Origin of the sequence: Streptomyces sp. 11-1-2 (assembly GCF_003595545.1) — a bacterium.
GTDB classification, from domain to species: domain Bacteria; phylum Actinomycetota; class Actinomycetes; order Streptomycetales; family Streptomycetaceae; genus Streptomyces; species Streptomyces hygroscopicus_B.
The window spans coordinates 1297031-1320588 of the sequence record NZ_CP022545.1 but is presented as its reverse complement, the minus strand read 5'-3'; the positions used below and the strand labels follow the sequence as shown (position 1 = coordinate 1320588).

The following is a 23558-nucleotide window of genomic DNA, read 5'->3' as shown; positions in this document are numbered from 1 at the left end:
GGTTCGATCAAGTCGAATATCGGTCATACGCAGGCGGCGGCGGGTGTGGCCGGTGTGATCAAGATGGTGATGGCGATGCGCCACGGTGTGTTGCCGCAGAGCCTGCACATCGACGAGCCCACGCCACACGTGGACTGGACGGCCGGACGGATCGCACTGCTCACGGAACCGTCCCGCTGGCCTCAGAGGGGAGTGCCGCGACGGGCCGGGGTCTCCTCGTTCGGCGTAAGTGGCACCAACGCGCATGTCATCCTCGAACAGGCATCTGTGGCGGCCGAATCCGAGACAGTGCGAACGACCGCACCCTCAGCCGTTCCGTGGGTGCTCTCGGCACGGAGCGAGGCGGGGTTGCGGGCCCACGCCGCCAGGCTTCGGTCCTTCGTGACCGCCGATGGTGCAGTGCATCCGGCCGATGTCGGCTGGTCGCTGGCATCGACCCGAGCGATGCTGTCTCACCGTGCGGTGGTTGTGGGGGCCGACCGCGCTGAGCTGCTGCGTGCTCTGGACGCGGTGGCGAACGGAACTCCCGACCAAGGAGTGGTGACCGGTGAGGCCGGATCGCCTACCGGAGTGGTGTTCGTCTTCCCGGGGCAGGGGTCGCAGTGGGTCGGGATGGCGTTGGAGCTGATGGGGTCCTCGCCGGTGTTCGCGGGGCGGATGCGTGAATGTGCCGATGCGTTGGCGCCGTTCGCTGAGTGGTCGCTGTTCGATGTGCTGGGTGATGAGGTGGCGTTGGGTCGGGTGGATGTGGTGCAGCCGGTGTTGTGGGCGGTGATGGTGTCGCTGGCCGAGTTGTGGCGTTCGTTTGGTGTGGTGCCGTCTGCGGTGGTGGGTCACTCACAGGGCGAGATCGCGGCGGCGTGTGTGGCGGGTGGTCTGTCGTTGGCGGACGGCGCGCGGGTGGTGGCTTTGCGGAGTAAGGCGCTGCTGGCCTTGTCGGGTCGGGGTGGGATGGTGTCCGTCCCGGTGCCTGCTGATCGGTTGCGGGACCGTCCGGGGTTGTCGGTGGCGGCGGTGAATGGTCCGGCGTCGACGGTGGTGTCCGGGTCGGTTGAGGTGCTGGATGCGGTGCTGGCGGAGTTCCCGGAGGCCAAGCGGATTCCGGTGGATTACGCCTCGCATTCGGTGCAGGTGGAGGAGATCCAAGGAGAGCTGGCGGAGGCGCTGGCGGGGGTGGAGCCGCGTGGCGGGGAGGTTCCGTTCTATTCGACGGTGACCGGGCGGCTGATGGACACCGCGGAGCTGGACGCCGGGTACTGGTACCGCAATCTGCGCGAGACCGTGGAGTTCCGGTCCACGATCGAGGGACTGCTGGAGCTCGGACACACGGTGTTCGTCGAGGCCAGCCCGCACCCGGTACTGACCGTCGGCGTCCAGGACACCGCCGACGCCACCGACACCCCCATCATCACCACCGGATCGCTACGCCGCGACGACGGCGGACCTGCCCGCTTCCTGACCGCGCTGGCTGAACTGTCCGTACGAGGAGTGACGGCGGACTGGCGGCAGGCGTTCGGAGAGAGCGGCGCCCGGCATGTCGACTTGCCGACCTACCCGTTCCAGCGGGAGCGCTTCTGGGTCGAGCCCACCGCCCCGAGCGTGGTCCGAGACGGGGACACCACCGGGGACAGCGAGTTCTGGGCAGCCATCGAGCGCGAAGACGCCGCATCGCTGGCGACCGTTCTGCAGGTCGATGACGCGTCGCTGGGTGACGTGCTGCCCGCCTTGTCGGCCTGGCGCCGACGGCGGCACGAGAGGTCCGCGCTCGAGGCGCTTCGGTACCAGGTCAACTGGAAGCCGCTCGCCGAGGACCGGGCCGCTATGCTGTCGGGCTCTTGGTTGGTTGTGGTTTCCCAGGCCGATGCCCAGCATGAGTGGGTCTCCGGCGTCTGCGAGGCACTCGCTCACCACGGGGCCGAGCCAGTGGTGTGTTCGGTGGATGAGCGACACATGGATCGCGCCGTGCTGTCCGCTCACCTGACGAGCATGACCACTGCGACCAGCACGACCGGCACGACCAGCACGACCGGCACAAGCAGCGCGACGAATGTCAGGGGCGTGGTGTCGCTGGTCGCCCTGGACCAGCGACCGCACCCGGACTTCGCCTCCGTTCCCGTCGGTTTCGCGATGACGGTGCTGTTGACTCAGGCTTTGGGCGACGCGGGTGTGGAGGCCCCGCTGTGGAGCCTGACCCAACGAGCCGTGTCGACCGGCCCCGGGGACACCCTCGTCGCGCCCGCACTGGCATCGGCGCTGGTGTGGGGCGTCGGCCGAGTGATCGCGCTCGAGCAGCCACTGCGCTGGGGCGGTCTGATCGACCTGCCGACCGAGGTGAACCCGAGGGCATGCGCGCAGCTGGCAAGGGTCCTGTCAGGTGCTTCGGGCGAGGACCAGGTCGCGATCCGGGCGGTGGGGACCTTTGGGCGCAGGCTCGCCCATGCCCCCGCGTTGCGGACCGACCTGCCGGCCTGGAATCCGAGCGGGACCGTACTGGTCACCGGAGGCACCGGAGCACTGGGCGGCCATATCGCGCGGTGGCTGGCGCAGCAGGGCGCGGAACACCTCGTGCTGACCAGCCGACGCGGCATGGCCGCGCCCGGGGCCTCCGAGCTCGTCGCTGACCTGGAGGTGGCCGGAACGTCGGTGACGGTGGCCGAGTGCGATGTGGCCGAGCGCGCCCAACTGGCCGCGCTGATAGCCGAGGTCGGCCCGCTGACGGCCGTGGTGCATACGGCCGCCCTGCTGGACGACGCGACGGTCGAGTCCCTGACCACCGAGCAACTGCACCGGGTGCTGCGCGTCAAGGCCGACGGTGCGATCCATCTGCACGAGCTGACCCGCGACATGGAGCTGTCCGCGTTCGTGCTCTTCTCCTCCTTGTCCGGGACCGTCGGTACACCGGGGCAGGGCAATTACGCACCGGGCAACGCCTTCCTCGACGCGCTGGCCGAGTGCCGCAGGGCTCAGGGCCTGGTGGCGACCTCCGTGGCCTGGGGCCTGTGGGCCGGTGGCGGTATGGGGGAGGCCGAAGCCGGTGAGGTGGCCCGGCGGCATGGCGTTCCGGCACTGTCCCCCGAACTGGCGGTGGCCGCTCTCCGTACGGCCGTCGAGCAGGGCGACACGGTGGTCACCGTCGCCGACATCGAGTGGGAACGCCATTACGCCGCCTTCACCGCGACCAGGCCCAGTCCCCTGCTCGCCGACCTTCCGGAAGTACGGCGACTCGTCGACGCGGGGGCCGCTTCCGCCGTCGAGGAGACGGGCGTTGACCGATCCGGACTCGGTGAGCGTTTGGCCGGACTCGACGGGGCCGGGCAGCGGCGACTGCTGCTCGACTTGGTGCGCCGCAACGTCGCGGTGGTGCTCGGGCATACCGACCCGGAGAGCGTGCCGTCCCATCGCGCTTTCCAGGAACTCGGCTTCGACTCCGTGACAGCGGTCGAATTCCGCAACCGGCTGGGTGCCGCGACCGGTCTGCGGCTGCCGGCCACTGCCGTATTCGACTACCCGACCCCGCTCGCCCTGGCGGAATACGCTTGCTCCGAACTGCTGGGGACGGCCGCGGAGCCCGTGCACACCGAGCCGAGCGGGTCCCTCGTGGACGACGATCCGATCGTGATCGTAGGAATGAGCTGCCGCTACCCCGGCGGGGTGAGCTCGCCGGAGGACCTGTGGCGTCTTCTCACCGAGGGCGGGGACGCGATGTCGGCCTTCCCCGCGGACCGTGGCTGGGACCTGTCCGGGCTCTTCCACAGCGAGCCTGGCCACCCGGGAACCTCGTACACGCGGACAGGTGGCTTCGTACATGACGCGACCACGTTCGACGCCGGGTTCTTCGGTATCTCGCCGCGTGAGGCGACCGCGATGGATCCGCAGCAGCGGCTGTTGCTGGAGGCGTCGTGGGAGGCGTTCGAGCGGGCGGGGATCGATCCTCGGTCGCTGAGGGGCAGCACGACGGGAGTGTTCGCCGGTACCAACGGCCAGGACTACGTCAGCCTTTTGGGCGGAGATCAGCCGCACGATTTCGAGGGCCACGTCGGAACGGGCAATTCGGCGTCGGTGATGTCCGGCCGGATCGCCTATGTCCTGGGCCTTGAGGGACCGGCACTGACGGTGGATACGGCATGTTCGTCGTCGCTGGTGGCGTTGCATCTGGCGGTGCAGGCGCTGCGGTCGGGTGAGTGCTCGCTGGCGCTTGCCGGCGGCGTCACGGTGATGGCGACACCGAGTCTGTTCGTGGAGTTCTCCCGTCAGCGCGGCTTGGCCGTCGATGGGCGGTGCAAGGCGTTCGCCGGGGCGGCGGACGGCACCGGTTTCTCCGAGGGTGTGGGGATGCTGGTGGTGGAGCGGTTGTCCGATGCTGAGCGTCTTGGGCATCGGGTGTTGGCTGTGGTGCGGGGTTCGGCGGTGAATCAGGATGGTGCGTCGAATGGGTTGACGGCGCCGAATGGTCCGTCGCAGCAGCGGGTGATCCGCCAGGCGCTGGCGAGCGCCGGGCTTGCTGCTCGTGATGTGGACGCGGTGGAGGCGCACGGTACGGGTACGACGCTGGGTGACCCGATCGAGGCGCAGGCGTTGCTGGCCACCTACGGCCAGGATCGGGACCCGGAGCGGCCGTTGCTGCTGGGCTCGGTGAAGTCCAACATCGGACACACCCAGGCGGCGGCAGGTGTCGCCGGACTCATCAAGATGGTTCTGGCTCTGAGCAACGGTGTGTTGCCGCGGACGTTGCATGTGGATGAGCCGTCGCCGCATGTGGACTGGTCGGCTGGTGCGGTGGAGTTGCTGACTGAGCAGGTGGTGTGGCCGGATGTGGATCGGCCGCGGCGGGTGGGTGTGTCGGCGTTCGGGGTGAGTGGGACGAATGCGCATGTGATTGTGGAGCAGGCGCCTGTGGTGGTGGGGGTGGAGGCTGGGGGCGAGCGTGTGGGGCTGCCTGCTGTGCCGTGGGTGGTTTCGGGTGTGGGTGAGGCGGCGGTGCGGGCGCAGGCGGAGCGGTTGCGGGGGTTTGTGGCGCGTGATGCTGGGTTGGATCTCGCGGATGTGGGGTGGTCGTTGGTGGCTGCTCGTTCTGCGTTGTCGCATCGTGCGGTGGTGGTGGGTGCGGATCGTGCGGGGTTGCTCGGGGCTTTGGAGGGTTCGGTGGTTGTGGGGGTTCCTGTTGGTGGTGGGTTGGGTGTGGTGTTTGCGGGTCAGGGGTCGCAGCGGTTGGGGATGGGGCGTGGGTTGTATGAGGCGTATCCGGTGTTTGCCGGGGTGTGGGATGAGGTGTGTGGGGAGCTGGATCGGTATTTGGAGCGGTCTTTGGGTGAGGTGGTGTGGGGTGATGACGCGGGCCTGATTGGGGAGACGGCGTATACGCAGGCGGGTTTGTTCGCGCTTGAGGTGTCGTTGTTCGCGTTGGTGTCGTCGTGGGGTGTGAAGCCGGACTATCTGTTGGGTCATTCGATTGGTGAGTTGGCTGCTGCGTGTGTGGCGGGTGTGTGGTCGTTGGAGGATGCGGCGAGGGTGGTGGCTGCTCGGGGTCGTTTGATGCAGGCGTTGCCGTCGGGTGGGGTGATGGTTTCGGTGGCGGCGTCGGAGGATGAGGTACGGCCGTTGCTGACCGGGGGTGTGGCGGTTGCGGCGGTGAATGGTCCCGAGTCGGTGGTGATTTCGGGGGATAAGGACGAGGTTGCTGAGATCGCGGGTGTGTTGGCTGGTCGGGGGGTGCGGACGCGGTGGTTGCGGGTGAGTCATGCGTTTCATTCGTCGCGTATGGAGGGGATGCTGGCGGAGTTCGGTGAGGTGTTGCGGGGGGTGGAGTTCCGGGCTCCGAGTGTGCCGGTGGTGTCGAATGTGTCGGGTGTGGTGGCGGGTGAGGAGTTGTGTTCGCCGGAGTATTGGGTGCGTCATGTGCGGGAGACCGTGCGTTTTGCCGATGGGCTGGAGACGCTTCGTGGGCTGGGTGTCGGTTCTTTCCTGGAGCTGGGTCCCGATGGCACGCTGTCCGCTCTGGCCGGTGGCGACGGACTGGCTGTACTGCGTCCGGATCGTCCAGAGCCCCTTACCGCGATGGCCGCTCTGGGCGGGCTGTATGTGCGGGGCGTCCAGGTCGATTGGGCGGCGGTGTTTCCGGGTGCTCGGCAGGTTGATTTGCCGACGTACGCGTTCCAGCGTGAGCGGTTCTGGCTGGAGCCGTCCTCGGTCCAGCCCGCGACCAGTGCCGTTGACACGGCGTTCTGGGACGCGGTCGAGCGTGGCGATGCGGAGGTTCTGGGGGTCGATGCTGAGCAGTCGTTGAGTGCCGCGTTGCCTGCATTGGCGTCGTGGCGGCGGGCGCGGCGGGAACAGTCGGTGGTCGACGGTTGGCGTTACCGGCTGGGCTGGACGCCGGTCACGGGTGTGTCGTCCGGGGAGGTGCTGACGGGTACCTGGCTGGTCGTGGTCGAGCCGGGTGCTGAGGGTACTGACGGTGCCGATGTGGCCGTCGCGCTGCGGTCGGCCGGGGCGGATGCGCGGGTCGTGACGGCGGTGGAGCCGGGCGATGTGGCGGTTGCGGGTGTGGTGTCGCTGCTGTCGGTCGAGGCGACGGTGTCGCTGTTGCAGGTCCTCGTGGCTGCCGGGGTCGATGCGCCCTTGTGGTGTGTCACCCGGGGTGCGGTCTCCGTGGCGGACGGGGATGTGGTGGATCCGTACGCGTCGGCTGTCTGGGGGCTGGGCCGCGTGATCGGTCTGGAGCATCCGGACCGTTGGGGCGGGCTGATCGACCTGCCCACGGAGGTGGATGCGCGTGCGGGCTCCTTGCTGGCCGGGGTTCTCGCCGGGCACACCGGGGAGGATCAGGTGGCAATCCGTGCCGCTGAGGCGTGGGGTGCCCGGCTGACCCGGGTGACACCGGCGGCGGACACGTCCGCCGGGTGGCATGGCCGGGGAGCCGCCTTGATCACCGGGGGTACGGGTGCGCTGGGCGGACATGTGGCGCGCTGGCTGGCCGGGACCGGTGTGGAACGCATCGTGCTGACGAGCCGACGGGGGATCGAGGCCCCCGGTGCGACCGAGTTGGTGACCGAGCTGGAGGAGCTCGGGGTCCAGGTGACTGTGGCCGCGTGTGATGTCGCCGATCGGGACGCGGTCGCGGCGCTGCTGGCCGCCATTCCTGATCTCCGGGTCGTCGTGCACGCCGCGGGGGTGCCAAGTTGGGGTGCGGTGGACAGCCTGACATCCGATGAGTTCGAGGAGAGCGTGCGGTCGAAGGTTGCCGGAGCGGCGCACCTGGACGCACTACTGACGGACGCCGATCTGGATGCCTTTGTTCTGTTTTCGTCGGTGGCGGGGGTGTGGGGGAGTGGTCGTCAGTCGGCGTATGCGGCGGCGAATGCGTTTTTGGATGGGTTGGCGTGGCGGCGTCGTGGTGTTGGGTTGGTGGCGACTTCGGTGGCGTGGGGTATGTGGGATGGGGGTGGTATGGCTGTTGGGGGTGAGGAGTTCCTGGTTGAGCGTGGTGTGTCGGGGATGGCTCCGGGGGCGGCGGTGGTGGCGTTGCGGCGGGCGTTGTGTGATGGCGAGACGGCGATCGTGGTGGCGGATGTGGACTGGGAGCGGTTCGGGCCGAGGTTCACGGCCCTGCGTCCGAGCCCACTGCTGAGCGAGCTGATAGCCGACACGTCCGAGCCGATCGCATCGACGGCGGGTGAATTCGCCGCCACGCTCAGCGGGTTGTCGCCGCAGGAGCGGGATCGTACGGTCGCGGAGCTCGTACGGACCCATGCCGCCGAGGTGTTGGGTCACCCGAACCCCACCGCGGTCGACCTCGACCGGACGTTCCAGGAGCTGGGCTTCGACTCGCTGACTGCCGTGGAACTGCGGGACCGGCTGAGTACGGCTACCCAGCTACGATTCCCGGCTTCCGTGATCTTCGACTACCCGACCCCGGCGGCGCTCGCCGAGCATGTGTGCGGGGAGGCGCTCGGGCTGGCCGAAGAGATACAGATACCGCACACGCCGAGTGCCGTGGACGACGATCCGATCGTGATCGTCGGGATGAGCTGCCGCTTCCCGGGTGGTGTGGACTCGCCGGAGGCGCTGTGGCGGCTGGTCAGCGCCGGCGACGACGCTGTATCGCACTTCCCCTCCGACCGTGGCTGGGATCTGGCCGGTGTCTACGACGCCGACGCCACTCGCTCGGGCCGGTCGTACGTCCGCTCGGGTGGCTTCCTCCATGACGCGGCCGAGTTCGACGCGGGGTTCTTCGGGATCTCGCCGCGTGAGGCGCTCGCGATGGACCCGCAGCAGCGGCTGCTGCTGGAGGCGTCATGGGAGGCATTCGAACGGGCCGGAATACCGGCGTCGACGCTCAAGGGCAGCCAGACCGGTGTCTTCGTGGGCGCGTCCGCGCAGGGTTACGGCGGCGGAGACGGCCAGGCCCCCGAAGGTTCCGAGGGATATCGACTGACCGGCAACGCGAGCAGTGTGGTGTCCGGTCGGGTGGCTTACACGTTCGGGTTGGAAGGCCCAGCGGTCACGGTGGACACGGCGTGTTCTTCCTCGCTGGTGGCGCTGCACTGGGCGGTGCGGGCGCTGCGGTCGGGCGAGTGCTCCCTCGCCCTGGCAGGCGGGGTGACGGTGATGGCGACACCCGCCACCTTTGTGGAGTTCTCGCGTCAGCGTGGGCTGGCCGCCGATGGTCGCTGCAAGTCCTTCGCCGCTGGCGCGGATGGGACGGGCTGGTCCGAGGGGGTCGGCATGCTGCTGGTCGAGCGGCTGTCGGACGCCGAGCGGAACGGCCACCCGGTGCTGGCCGTGGTGTCCGGCTCCGCGGTGAATCAGGATGGTGCGTCGAATGGGTTGACGGCGCCGAATGGTCCGTCGCAGCAGCGGGTGATCCGGCAGGCGTTGGCGAGCGCCGGGGTTGCTGCTCGTGATGTGGACGCGGTGGAGGCGCACGGTACTGGTACGACGCTGGGTGATCCGATTGAGGCGCAGGCGCTGTTGGCCGCCTACGGTCAGGATCGGGATCCGGGTCGGCCGTTGTGGTTGGGGTCGGTGAAGTCGAATATCGGTCATACGCAGGCTGCGGCGGGTGTGGCTGGTGTGATCAAGATGGTGATGGCGTTGCGGTATGGGGTGTTGCCGCGGACGTTGCATGTGGATGAGCCGTCGCCGCATGTGGACTGGTCGGTCGGTGCGGTGGAGCTGCTGACTGAGCAGGTGGTGTGGCCGGATGTGGATCGGCCGCGGCGGGTGGGTGTGTCGGCGTTCGGGGTGAGTGGGACGAATGCGCATGTGATTGTGGAGCAGGCGCCCAGGGTGGTGGAGGCTGGGGGCGAGCGTGTGGGGCTGCCCGCTGTGCCGTGGGTGGTGTCCGGTCAGAGCGAGGCCGCGGTGTACGCGCAGGTGGAGCGGTTGCGCGGGTCTGTGGCGGACAACCCCGAATGGGATCTCGCGGATGTGGGGTGGTCGTTGGTGGCTGCTCGTTCTGCGTTGTCGCATCGTGCGGTGGTGGTGGGTGCGGATCGTGCGGGGTTGCTCGGGGCTTTGGAGGGTTCGGTGGTTGTGGGGGCTCCTGTTGGTGGTGGGTTGGGTGTGGTGTTTGCGGGTCAGGGGTCGCAGCGGTTGGGGATGGGGCGTGGGTTGTATGAGGCGTATCCGGTGTTCGCGGGGTGTGGGATGAGGTGTGTGGGGAGCTGGATCGGTATTTGGAGCGGTCTTTGGGTGAGGTGGTGTGGGGTGATGACGCGGGCCTGATCGGGGAGACGGCGTATACGCAGGCGGGTTTGTTCGCGCTTGAGGTGTCGTTGTATCGGCTGATGGTCTCGTGGGGTGTGAAGCCGGACTATCTGCTGGGTCATTCGATTGGTGAGTTGGCTGCTGCGTATGTGGCGGGTGTGTGGTCGTTGGAGGATGCGGCGCGGGTGGTGGCTGCACGCGGTCGCTTGATGCAGGCGTTGCCGTCGGGTGGGGTGATGATTTCTGTGGCGGCGTCGGAGGATGAGGTACGGCCGCTGCTGACGGAGGGTATGGCTATCGCGGCGGTGAATGGTCCCGAGTCGGTGGTGTTGTCCGGTGATGAGCAGGTGGTTCGTGCCGTCGCGGATGTCTTGGCTGGTCAAGGGGTGCGGACGCGGTGGTTGCGGGTGAGTCATGCGTTTCATTCGTCGCGTATGGAGGGGATGCTGGCGGAGTTTGGTGAGGTGCTGGGGTCGGTGGAGTTCCGGGCTCCGAGTGTGCCGGTGGTGTCGAATGTGTCGGGTGTGGTGGCGGGTGAGGAGTTGTGTTCGCCGGAGTATTGGGTGCGTCATGTGCGGGAGACCGTCCGGTTCGCCGATGGACTGGACACACTCCGTGGGCTGGGCGTTGCTTCCTTCCTGGAGCTGGGTCCCGATGGGACGTTGACCGCTCTGGCCGGTGGCGACGGACTGGCTGTACTGCGTCCGGATCGTCCGGAGCCGATCGCGGTCATGGAGGCTTTGGGCGGGCTGTACGTGCGGGGCATCCAGGTCGATTGGGCGGGGGTGTTCCCCGGTGGTCGGCGGGTCGATCTCCCCACCTATGCCTTCCAACGGCAGCGGTTCTGGCTGGAGTCGTCCTCGGTCCAGCCCGCGAGCAGCGCCGTTGACGCGGCGTTCTGGGACGCGGTCGAGCGCGGGGATGCGCAGGCGCTGGGCGTTGACGAGGAACAGTCGTTGAGTGCCGCGTTGCCTGCCTTGGCGTCGTGGCGGCGGGCGCAGCGGGAACAGTCGGCGGTCGACGCATGGCGCTACCGGCTGGGCTGGACGCCGGTCACGGGTGTGCCGTCCGGGGAGGTGCTGACGGGTACCTGGCTGGTCGTGGTCGAGCCGGGTGCTGAGGGTACTGACGGTGCCGATGTGGCCGTCGCGCTGCGGGCCGCTGGGGCTGATGCGCGGGTCGTGACGGCGGTGGAGCCGGGCGATGTGGCGGTCGCGGGTGTGGTGTCGCTGCTGTCGGTCGAGGCGACGGTGTCGCTGTTGCAGGCCCTCTTGGCCGCCGGGGTCGACGCGCCGTTGTGGTGTGTCACTCGGGGTGCGGTCTCCGTGGCGGACGGGGATGTGGTGGAGCCTGACCAGGCCGGAGTCTGGGGGCTGGGCCGCGTGATCGGTCTGGAGCATCCGGACCGTTGGGGCGGGCTGATCGATCTGCCGGTGGTCATGGACGATCACGCGGGGGAGGCGCTGGCCGCCATCCTTGCCGGGCACACCGGTGAGGATCAGATCGCCATCCGTGCCACCGGGACGTGGGCTGCCCGTCTGACGCGGGCGGAACCGACCGCCGCGGTGTCAGCCGCGTGGCGGGGTCGTGGCACCGCGCTGGTCACGGGTGGTACGGGGGCGCTGGGTCGGCATGTGGCGCGTTGGTTGGCGGATACCGGTGTGGAGCGGATCGTGCTGACGAGCCGTCGGGGGGCCGGGGCACCTGGTGTCGCGGAGTTGGTGGCCGAGCTGGGGGATCGAGTGCGCGTGGTGGCGTGCGATGTCGCCGATCGCGAGGCGCTCGCGGCGCTCCTGGAGACGATTCCCGGTCTGCGTACCGTGGTGCATGCGGCGGGTGTCCTCGACGACGGTGTGCTCGAATCGCTGACCCCGGAGCGGATCCGCGACGTGATGCGCACCAAGGCCGACGGCGCACGCCATCTTCACGAGTTGACCCGTGACACCGGTCTCGACGCCTTCGTGTTGTTCTCCTCGGCCGCCGGGACCGTGGGCAATGCGGGCCAGGGGAGCTATGCGGCGGCCAATGCGGCGTTGGACGGACTGGCCCAGCGGCGCCGGGCCGAGGGACTGGTGGCCACATCGGTGGCCTGGGGAGCCTGGGCCGATTCCGGTATGGCCGCGGGAGTGGCGCGGTCGCAGGGCATGGATCCAAAGTCGGCGCTCTCCGCCCTGGGGCTGGTGCTGGCCGCTGATGAAACCACGGTGATGGTGGCCGATATCGACTGGGCGACCTTCGGGGCGCGGCTCACCGCCTCACGGCCGAGCCCACTGCTGAGGGAGTTGCTCAGGGACGTATCCGTGCCGACCGGTCCGGCCGGCAGCGGGGCGGCCGACGCGTTCGCCACCCGCTTGGAGGCCATGGCCGAGCGGGAACGGACTGCCACCGTGCTGGACCTCGTCCGCACGCATGTGGCCGCCGTACTGGGCCACGCGGCATCCGAGGCGATCGACCCGGCCCGGCCCTTCCAGGAAATCGGCTTCGATTCGCTCACCGCGGTGGAGCTGCGGAACCGGCTCGCCGTGGCCACCGGGGCACGCTTCCCGGCTTCCGTGATCTACGACTATCCGACCCCGGCGGCGCTCGCCGAGCATGTGTGCCGGGAGGCGCTGGGCCTGGCCGGCCGGACACCGGTCCCGGTGGCGCCACGCCCGGTGGACGACGAACCGATCGCCATCATCGGGATGAGCTGTCGCTTCCCCGGCGGGGTGAGCTCGCCCGAAGACCTGTGGGGGCTGCTGGCCGACGGCCGCGACGCCGTATCGGAGTTCCCGGCGGACCGTGGCTGGGACCTGGCCGAGCTGTACGACCCGGATCCCGGCCACCCTGGCTCCTCCTACGTCCGGGCGGGCGGCTTCCTCGATGACGCGGCCGCGTTCGACCCGGGGTTCTTCGGGATCTCGCCGCGTGAGGCGATCGCCATGGATCCGCAGCAGCGGCTGCTGCTGGAGGTCGCCTGGGAGGCGTTCGAGCGCGCCCATATGTCCCCCGCCACGCTCAAGGGCAGCCGGACCGGTGTGTTCATCGGGACCAACGGCCAGGACTACGCCGCTCTGGCGAGCGGGGCCCCGCAGAGCGCGGAAGGCTATCTGGGCACGGGCAGCGCCGCCAGCGTCGCCTCGGGCCGGCTGGCGTACACCTTCGGCCTCGAGGGCCCGGCGGTCACCGTGGACACCGCCTGCTCGTCGTCTCTGGTCGCACTGCATCTCGCCGCGCAGGCCCTGCGCTCCGGCGAATGCTCCTTGGCCCTGGCCGGTGGCGCGACCGTCATGGCCACCCCGGCGGCCTTCCTGGAATTCTCCCGCCAGCGCGCACTGGCGGCCGATGGACGCTGCAAGGCGTTCGCGGCGGCGGCGGACGGCACCGGCTGGGGCGAAGGCGCCGGCATGCTCCTCGTGGAGCGGCTGTCCGACGCCGAGCGGAACGGACACCGGGTGCTGGCGGTGGTGCGTGGTTCCGCCGTCAACCAGGACGGTGCCTCCAACGGCCTGACGGCGCCGAACGGCCCGTCGCAGCAGCGGGTGATCCGCCAGGCGCTGGCGAACGCCCGCATGTCCGCCACCGACATCGACGTAGTGGAGGCGCACGGTACCGGCACCAGCCTCGGCGACCCGATCGAGGCACACGCGCTGCTTGCCACGTACGGTCAGGAACGGCCCGAGGACAAGCCACTGTGGCTCGGTTCGGTGAAGTCGAACATCGGGCACACGCAGGCGGCCGCCGGTGTGGCCGGTGTGATCAAGATGGTCATGGCCATGCGACACGGCGTACTGCCGCGAACCCTGCATGTCGACGAGCCCTCGCCCCATGTGGACTGGACGGCGGGCCAGGTCGCGTTGCTCGTCGAAGCGAGGGAGTGGCCACGGGACGGCGCTCCGCGCCGGGCGGGCGTGTCCTCGTTCGGGGTCAGCGGCACCAATGCCCATGTGATCGTCGAGCAGGGGCCGGTGGCGGCCCGGCCCGATGCGGTGGACGGGCCGGAGCCGGTGCCCGGGTCGTTGCCGGAGTCGGCGTCCGAGCTGTTGCCGGAGTCGGCGCCCGAGTCGCTGCCCGACCAGCACCGGAGGGCGCTGCCCCTGCCGTGGGTGCTGTCAGGCGCCGGAGAAGCCGGGCTGAGGGGCCAGGTCGAACGCCTCACGTCCTTCATCGATGCCCATCCGGAGCTGGATCCCGCCGATGTCGGATGGACGTTGGTGGCCGGCCGTTCGCTTCAGTCGCACCGTGCCGTGGTGGTGGGCGCGGACCTCGCGGAGCTACGACGGGGGCTGGACGCCATCGAGACCGGCGGCGCCGCCCAGCCCGGAAGCTCGGTGGTGTTCGTTTTCCCGGGGCAGGGGTCGCAGTGGGTCGGGATGGCGTTGGAGCTGATGGGGTCCTCGCCGGTGTTCGCGCGGCGGATGCGTGAATGTGCCGATGCGCTGGCGCCGTTCGCTGACTGGTCGCTGTTCGATGTGCTGGCGGATGAACGAGCACTGGGCCGTGTCGATGTGGTGCAGCCGGTGTTGTGGGCGGTGATGGTGTCGCTGGCGGAGTTGTGGCGTTCGTACGGTGTGGTGCCGTCGGCGGTGGTGGGTCATTCACAGGGAGAGATCGCGGCGGCGTGCGTGGCGGGTGGTCTGTCCTTGGCGGACGGAGCGCGGGTGGTGGCCTTGCGGAGCAAGGCGCTGCTGGCCCTGTCGGGCCAGGGCGGGATGGTGTCCGTCCCCGTGCCCGCCGACCGGCTTCGTGACCGCCCGGGGCTGTCGGTGGCGGCGGTGAACGGCCCGGCGTCCACAGTGGTGTCCGGTGCGGTCGAGGAACTGGACGTGGTGCTCGCGGAGTTCCCGGAGGCCAAGCGGATTCCGGTGGACTACGCCTCGCACTCCCCACAGGTGGAGCAGATCCGAGGGGAGTTGGCGGAAGCCCTGGCGCCGGTCCGGCCGGGCGCCGGGCAGATCGCGTTCCACTCGACGGTGACCGGACGGCTCACCGACCCCCGCGCACTCGACGCCGACTACTGGTACCGCAACCTTCGGCACACGGTGGAATTCCAGAGCACCCTCGAAACCCTGATGGACCAGGGCCACACCGTGTTCGTCGAGGTGAGCCCGCACCCCGTGCTGACCGTCGGCATCCAGGACACCGCCGACGCCGTCGACACCGACATCGTGGTGACCGGATCGCTGCGCCGCGACGACGGCGGTCCCGCCCGTTTCCTCACCGCCCTCGCCGACCTCCACACTCACGGCGTCGACGTGGATTGGCGTCCGCTCTTCGCCGGCGCCCGGACGGTCGACCTCCCCACCTACGCCTTCCAGCGGGAACGCTTCTGGCTCGAACCCGTGCGGGCGGTGACCCAGGCGTCCGGTCTGGGGCTCGGCGATATCGAGCACCCGCTGCTGGGCGCGGTGCTGCCGCTGCCCGGGACCGAGGGCGGTGTGCTGACCGGACTGCTTTCCCTGGCCGGACAGCCCTGGCTGGCGGACCACAGGGTGCGGGGCACGGTGGTCTTCCCCGGCACGGGCTTCGTCGAGCTCGCGCTGCAGGCCGGTCAGCACTTCGGCCACCCGGTGGTGGAGGAGCTGACCCTCCAGGCCCCGCTGGTGGTGCCGGAGCAGGGCGGTGTCCAGGTGCAGGTGGCCGTCTCCGCGGCGGACGAGTCGGGCCGCAAGCCGGTCACGGTGCACTCGTGCCGCGCCGGGGAGTGGCTGCTGCACGCCGCGGGCACCCTCGGCGTCACAGACGCCTCGGACGCCACCGCGCCGACTCGATCCCTGGAGGTGTGGCCACCCGAGGGCGCGCGGCCCGTCGACGTCTCGGGGATGTACGAGGCGATGGCGGAGCGCGGTCACGGATACGGCCCCGCCTTCCAAGGGCTGCGTGCCGCGTGGACACGCGAGGACGAGATATACGCCGAGGTGACGTTGGAGCCGACGGCGCAGGACGTGGCGGCCCGGTGCGGTGCGCATCCGGCCCTGCTCGACGCCGCACTGCACGGAGTCGGGCTCGGCCGGTTCCTCACCGACCCCGGCCAGGCGTATCTGCCGTTCTCCTGGAGCAAAGTGGCCTTGCACGCGGTCGGCGCCTCCGCCATCCGCGTGGTGCTGTCCCCGGCCGGTCCGGACGCGGTGTCGCTGGAGGTGGCCGATCCGGCGGGCGCGCCGGTGCTGTCCGTGGCGTCGCTGGCGCTGCGTCCGCTGTCCGGCCGCCAGATCGCGGACACCCGGGGCATGGACCAGGACGCGCTGTACCGCGTGGACTGGGCCGAGACGCCGCTGCCGACCACGACGGCCGCCCAGGCGCCGGTGGAGTTCGACGCTCTGGGAGACGACCTGGGAGACGACCTGGGCCCGGACACCGCCGTCCCCGACGTCGTGGTGCTGCGCTGCGAGTCGGCCGGTGAAGCGGTGTCCACCGTCGTCGGCCGGGCGCTGACGGCGATACGGCGGTGGCTCGCCGACGAGCGCCGCGCCCGCTCGCGGCTGGCCGTGCTGACACGTGGCGCGGTGTCGACCGCTCCCGGCGAGAACGTCGAAGACCTCGGCGCGGCGGCGGTCTGGGGCCTGCTCCGCAGCGCACAGGCCGAGCATCCGGACCGCTTCGTCCTGGTCGACCACGACGGCCACCAGGATTCCGGTACGGTGCTGGCCGCCGCGGTGGCAGCCGGCCATCCGCATCTCGCGCTGCGCCGTGGCCGTGCCCTGACGCCTCGGCTGGCTCCGCTCACCCCTTCGGCCACCACCCCGGCCGCCGAGGACGGGACGCCGTGGCGGATGGACGTCACCAGCCAGGGCACGCTGGAGAATCTGGCCGCCGTCCCCTGTCCGGAAGCCGCCGGTGTCCTCGGCGCCGGACAGGTGCGGGTGGCGATGCACGCGGCCGGGGTGAACTTCCGGGACGTCGTGGTCGCCCTCGGCATGATCCCCGGCCAGGACGTCATCGGCAGCGAGGGCGCCGGAGTGGTGCTCGACATCGGTCCCGGCGTGTCCGGCCTGACGCCCGGTGACCGGGTGATGGGCCTGTTCTCCGGCGCGTTCGGCCCCGTGGCGCTGACCGATCACCGGTTGCTGGCGCGGCTGCCGGAAAGCTGGTCGTTCGCCGACGCGGCGGCCACGCCGGTGGTGTTCCTGACGGCCCTGTACGGCCTGATGGACCTGGCCGGTCTCCGGTCCGGTGAATCGGTGCTGGTGCACTCGGCCGCGGGCGGGGTGGGCATGGCCGCGACGCAGGTGGCCCGCTGGCTCGGCGCGGAGGTGTACGCCACCGCGAGCCCGGGGAAGTGGGACACGCTGCGCGCCGGGGGAGTGGCCGACGACCGGATCGCCTCCTCTCGTACGCTGGAGTTCGCCGAGCGCTTCGACCGGGTGGACGTGGTGCTGAACTCGCTCGCGGGCGAGTACGTGGACGCGTCGCTCGGTCTGCTCGCCGACGGCGGACGTTTCCTGGAGATGGGAAAGACCGACATCCGCGACGGTGAGCGCGTCGCCGCCGAACACGGGGTGCGCTACCAGGCGTTCGATCTCATGGACGCGGGCCCCGACCGGATCGGGGAACTGCTCCAGTTGCTGGTGTCGCTCTTCGAGCAGGGGGTCTTCACCGCGCTGCCGACCCGGTCCTGGGACGTCCGGCAGGCGGGCGACGCGCTGCGTTACCTCTCGCAGGCGCGCCATATCGGCAAGCTGGTGCTGTCCGTTCCGCAGCCGCTGCGGGAGCGGGACACCGTGCTCATCACGGGCGGCACCGGCACCCTGGGCGGGCTGGTCGCCCGTCACCTGGTCGAACGGCACGGGGTACGGGACGTCGTCCTGGCCGGACGGCGGGGGCCGGACGCCCCGGGCGCGGCCGAACTCACCGCCGCCCTAAGGGAATCGGGTGCCCAGGTGCGGGTGGTGGCCTGTGACGTGGCCGACCGGGACGAGCTGGCCCGGCTGCTGGACACCGTGCCCGGTCTGCGGATGGTGGTGCACACCGCGGGCGTGCTCGACGACGGGGTGGTGGAGTCGCTCACCGCGGAGCGGGTGCGCGAGGTCCTGCGGCCGAAGGTGGACGCCGCATGGCATCTGCACGAGCTGACGGCCGGTCGTGAGCTGGCGGAATTCGTGGTGTTCTCCTCGGCCGCGGGCGTCCTGGGCAGCCCGGGACAGGGCGCCTACGCGGCGGCGAACGCCTGGCTGGACGCGCTGATGGCGCATCGCCGGGCCGCCGGGCTGCCGGGTGTCTCCGTGGCATGGGGACTGTGGGCCGAGCGCAGCGGGATGACCGGCCATCTGTCGGACCGGGATCTCGCCCGGATGGCCAGGGCCGGTGCCACGCCCCTCGCCACCGATCAGGGGCTCCGCCTCCTGGACAGTGCCAGGGCGGCCACCGAGGCGGTCGTGCTGGCGACACCGCTGGACGCCGCGGCGCTGCGAGCGCAGGCCGACGCCGGTGCGCTGCCCGCGCTCTTCCACGGTCTGGTCCGCGCGCCGATCCGCCGCGCGACCGGCGCGGGCTCGGGCGAAGACGCGTCGTCACTGCGCGACCGGATGACCGCGATACCGGTCGCCGAGCGCGAACAGCATGTGCTCGACCTGGTCCGTACGCATGTGGCGACCGTGCTGGGGCACGGCACCCCCGCCGATGTCGACACGGCGCGTACCTTCGCGGAGACCGGATTCGACTCGCTCACGGCTGTCGAGTTGCGCAACCGGCTGCGCACCGCCACCGGGGTCAGGCTGCCGGCCACCGCGATCTTCGACTACCCGACACCGGCGGTCCTTGCCGGTCATCTCCTCCGGGAACTGGACGGCACCGTCGACGAGGCCGTGCCGCCGCCCGCCGCCCCGGCGGCCACCGACCACGACCCGGTCGTGATCGTCGGGATGGCCTGCCGCTATCCGGGCGGGGTGACCTCGCCCGAGGAACTGTGGGAACTGCTCGACACCGGGCGTGACGCGGTCTCGGATCTGCCCGACGACCGCGGCTGGGACCTGGACGGCCTGTACAGCGCCGATCCGGACAGCACGGGCACCTCGTATGTCCGCGCCGGTGGCTTCGTCTACGACGCGGGGGAGTTCGACGCCGGGTTCTTCGGGATCTCGCCGCGTGAGGCGCTCGCGATGGACCCGCAGCAGCGGCTGCTGCTGGAGGTGGCCTGGGAGGCGGTGGAGCGGGCCGGTATCCCGGCGGCGTCGCTGAAGGGAAGCCCGACCGGGGTGTTCGTCGGCGCCGCGTCGCAGGGCTACGGAACGGGAGCCGGCCAGGCGGCCGAGGGGTCCGAGGGCTATTTCCTGACCGGTGGCGCCGGCAGCGTGGTCTCCGGCCGGCTCTCGTACACCTTCGGTCTGGAAGGACCGGCGGTCACCGTGGACACCGCCTGCTCGTCGTCGCTGGTCGCGTTGCACCTGGCGGCGCAGGCGCTGCGGTCCGGCGAGTGCTCCCTCGCCCTGGCCGGCGGGGTGACGGTGATGGCGAACCCGGGCATCTTCGTGGAGTTCTCCCGGCAGCGCGGACTGGCCGCCGACGGACGCTGCAAGGCGTTCGCCGACGCGGCGGACGGCACCGGCTGGGGCGAAGGCGTCGGCCTGCTGCTGCTGGAACGGCTGTCCGACGCCCGCCGCAACGGCCATCGCGTCCTGGCGGTCGTACGGGGCTCCGCCGTCAACCAGGACGGCGCCTCGAACGGCCTGACCGCGCCGAACGGACCCTCGCAGCAGCGAGTGATCCGCGCCGCGCTGGCCGGCGCCGGGCTGGCCGCCTCGGACGTGGACGCGGTGGAGGCACACGGCACCGGCACCAGCCTGGGCGACCCGATCGAGGCACAGGCGCTGCTGGCCACCTACGGGCAGGAGCGCGAACGCCCGCTGCTGCTGGGTTCGGTCAAGTCGAACATCGGGCACACCCAGTCGGCCGCGGGGGTGGCCGGTGTGATCAAGATGGTGCTGGCGATGCGGCACGAGGTGCTGCCCCGGACCCTCCACCTGGACCAGCCGTCGACCCATGTGGACTGGTCGGCCGGTGCGGTGGAGCTGCTGACCGAGCCCGTGGAGTGGCCGTCGGCCTCCCGTGCCCGCCGGGCCGGGGTGTCCTCGTTCGGAGTGAGCGGGACCAACGCCCATGTGATCCTCGAACAGCCCCCCGCGGAGTCGGGGACCGATCCGGAGTCGGCACCTGAGCCCGCCCCGGCGGTGCTGCCATGGGTGCTGTCCGGCCGGGGCGAGCACGGACTGCGGGCGCAGGCAGCCCGGTTGCGGTCCTTCCTGGCCGCGCACCCCGGACTCGACCCGGTGGACGTGGGCTGGTCGCTGGCCACCACCCGTTCGGCACTCTCGCACCGCGCCGCGGTGGTCGGCGCGGACCGGGCGGAACTGCTGGACGCACTGGCCGCGCTGGCGGCCGGCGAGCCCACGCCGGGCGTGGTCCTGGGCACCGCCGGCCCCGGCCGGGTGGGCCTGCTCTTCGCGGGCCAGGGTGCGCAACGGGCCGGTATGGGAAGGGAGTTGTACGAGACGTTCCCGGTGTTCGCGGCGGCGTGGGACGAGGTCCGCACCGCGCTCGACCCGTATCTGGACCGTCCGCTCGACGAGGTGGTGTCCGACGCCACCGGCGCGCTGGACGCCACCGCGTATGCGCAGGCGGGCCTGTTCGCCCTCGAAGTGGCGCTGTTCCGGTTGGTGACCTCCTGGGGTGTGCGCCCTGACTATCTGCTGGGGCACTCCGTCGGCGAGCTGGCCGCCGCGCATGTGGCCGGCCTCTGGTCGCTGGAGGACGCCGCCAAGGTGGTCGCGGCCCGGGGCCGCCTCATGGGCGCGCTGCCCGCGGGCGGGACGATGGTGGCGCTGGCCGTACCGGAGGACCAGGTACGGCCGTTCCTGACCGACCGGGTCGCCCTCGCGGCAGTGAACGGACTGTCGTCGGTCGTGGTGTCCGGGGACGAGGACGCGGTGAACGGTGTGGCCGACGCCATGGCCGCCCGTGGGGTGAAGACGCGGTGGCTGCGGGTCAGCCATGCCTTCCACTCGCCGCTGATGGACGAGATGCTCACCGCGTTCGCCGAGGCGCTCGGCACCGTGGACTTCCGTACCCCGCGGATACCGGTGGTCTCCAACCTCACGGGTTCGGTGGCGGGGGAGGAGCTGTGCTCTCCCGCGTACTGGGTGCGGCAGGTGCGTGAGACGGTGCGGTTCTCCGACGGGCTGGACCGGCTGCGGAAGCTCGGCACCGGCACCTTCCTCGAACTCGGACCGGACGGCACCCTCACCGCCCTGGCGCAGGCCCAGGTCACCGGGGCCGACGCCGAGTTCATCCCCACCCTGCGCGCCGACCGGCCCGAGCCGGTCACGGTCACCACCGCCCTCGCCCAGCTGCACACCCACGGGGTGGAGCTGGACTGGGCGGCCGTCTTCCCCGGCGCCCGGCGCGTCGAGCTGCCGACCTACGCGTTCCAGCGCTCCCGCTTCTGGCTGGAGCCCTCCCGTACCCCCGGCGACGCGGCCGGTCTCGGGCTCGGCGCGCTGGACCATCCGCTGGTCGGTGCGACGGTGCCGCTGCCGGACGCGGACGGTGTCCTCCTCACCGGCCGAATCTCCGCCGACGCGCACTCCTGGCCGACCGGTCAGCGGGCCCTGGGCGTGCCCCTGTTCCCGGCGACCGGCTTCCTGGAGCTGGTGCTCCAGGCGGGGCTTCAGTTCGACTGCCGGACGGTGGACGAACTCACCCTCCATGAACCCCTTGTCCTCCCCGAACGGGGCGGGGCCGAGGTGCAGGTGTCCGTCCGCGACGCGGACGAGTCCGGCCGCCGCCCGGTCACCGTCTACTGCCGCCGGGACCGGCGGTGGGTCCGCCACGCCACCGCCGTCCTCGGCGCCGGCCGGCCGCCCGCGCCGGCGCCGCACACCGAGAGCTGGCCGCCCACCGGCGCCCGCCCGCTGGAGTCCACCGCGACACCGGCGTGGCGCCGCGGCGACGAGGTCTTCCTCGACATCGAGCTGCCGGAGACCTCCGGGGCCGAGGCCGGGCGATGGACCCTGCATCCCGCCCTGCTCGACCGGGCCTTGTGCGCGGAGGCGCTGGCCGGGCTGGTCACCGAGCCCGAGCGGACCCATCTGCCGTTCTCCTGGACGGGGATCACCCTGCACACGGAGGGCGCCACGAGACTGCGGGTCACCCTCGCGCCCACCGGACCGGACACGGTCTCGCTCCAGGTGGCCGACACCGCCGGTGCGCCCGTGCTGTCGGTGGACTCGCTGGTGCTGCGCCCGGTGTCCGGGCAGCGGCTGCGGCAGGCCAACGCGTCGCTGTTCAGGACGGCGTGGACGGTGTGTCCTACGCCGTCCGAACCGGACCTCGGCCTTGTCCGGTGGGGGCTCGTCGGCGACCCGGACGCCTGGAAACCGGACACGCTCGGCGCGCCGGTCACGGTCTATCCGGAGCTGTCGGCCATCGAGGACGTGCCGGACATCGTGCTCCTCCCGTGCGTGTCCGAGGGCGCGACGGCGTCCGAGGCGGCCCTCCGCGCCGCCGCTGCCGTACGGACGTGGCTGGACGAGGAACGCTTCACCCCCGCACATCTGGTGCTGGTGACCCGGCGCGCGCTCGCCGTGGCGTCCGGTGAGGAGGTCGGGGACCTGGCCGCGGCCGCGGTGTGGTCGCTGGTCGAGGGCGTCCAGGCGGCCCACGCGGGACGGATCACACTCGTCGACACCGATGCGTCCGATCTGCGTCTGCTGCCCGCCGCGGTGGCCGTGGGGAGGGGCCGGATCGCGGTCCGGGCGTCGGCGGTGCTGGTACCCGAGCTGGCCGCGGCGGCGGTCACCGAGCAGAACCCGTCCGCCTGGGGCCCGGGCACGGTGCTGGTGACCGGCGGGTCGGCCACGGACGTGGCCCGGCACCTGATCGTCGAGCGAGGCGTGAACGACCTGGTCCTGGCCGGGGATGGCGGCGCAGTCGGGGACGGCGACACGGCCGGGCTGGAAGCCCTCGGAGCGACGGTCCGGATCGCCCCGTGCGATCCGGCGGACCGTCAGGCGCTGGCAGCGCTGCTGGAGACGATTCCGCGACTGCGGAGCGTGGTGCACACCGCGGCCGAGGACCTGGAGCGGACCCCGGCCCACGCGCTCTCCCCGGAAACCCTGCGGGCACGGCTGCGGTCGGGGCTGGAGGCGGCGTGGAATCTGCACATCGCCACGCGGAACCTGGAGCTGGACCGCCTTGTGCTGCTCACCTCCGCCGACGGGACGCTGACCCCCGCGTACGCGGACGCGCTGGCCGCATACCGGCGGGCCCTCGGACTGCCCGCGGTCTCCGTCTCCACCGACCTGGGCCTCGCCCTGTTCGACGCGGCATGCGCCGGGCCCGGGGAGGCGGTCCGGGTCACCACCGCGGCAGCGGCCCCGGCCCGCACTGAACCGGCCCAGCGGCCGGTGGATCAACCCGTGGCGGCCGAGGTGTCCGCGACCACGCTGCTGGAGCGGCTGGCCGGGCGGTCGGAGGACGAGCAGGAGGAGATCCTGCTGGAGCTGGTCCGCGACCAGGTCGCGATGGTCCTCGGCCATCCGGAGCCCGCCATGGTCGACCCGGACCGGGGCTTCGTCGACATGGGCTTCGACTCGGTGGCGGCCGTGAAACTGCGAAACCAGCTGGCCCGGGCCACCCGGCTCGAACTGCCCGCCAGCCTCACCTTCGACCACCCCACGGCCGTCGAGCTCGCCCGCCATCTGCGCACCGAAATGCTGCCGGACGACGCGGCGGCCGCCATTCTCGTGCTCGAAGAGCTCAACAAACTCGACGAGTCGATCCTCGACCTCGACCCGGCAAGCGCGGCACGGGTGCGGATCTCGACCCTGCTCCAGGATCTGTCCGCGAAATGGATCGAGCGGACGGATCATCCATGA

The 23558-nt window shown here is 71.1% G+C and carries 2 protein-coding genes (1 of these 2 cut by a window edge); both read left to right on the top strand.

The features are described from left to right. Positions 1–9726, top strand: the final stretch of a protein-coding gene (locus tag CGL27_RS51520) for a type I polyketide synthase (protein WP_276147808.1). 9843 nt of this gene lie to the left of the window's left edge; the window shows 9726 of its 19569 coding nt (coding positions 9844–19569); its start codon lies beyond the left edge, outside the window; the stop codon is at positions 9724–9726. Then, the gene (locus CGL27_RS51510; RefSeq protein ID WP_240450944.1) at positions 9699–23558 is read left to right on the top strand and encodes a type I polyketide synthase; all 13860 of its coding nucleotides are present in this window, start codon (positions 9699–9701) and stop codon (positions 23556–23558) included. Before CGL27_RS51520 ends, CGL27_RS51510 begins: the two co-directional genes overlap by 28 nt.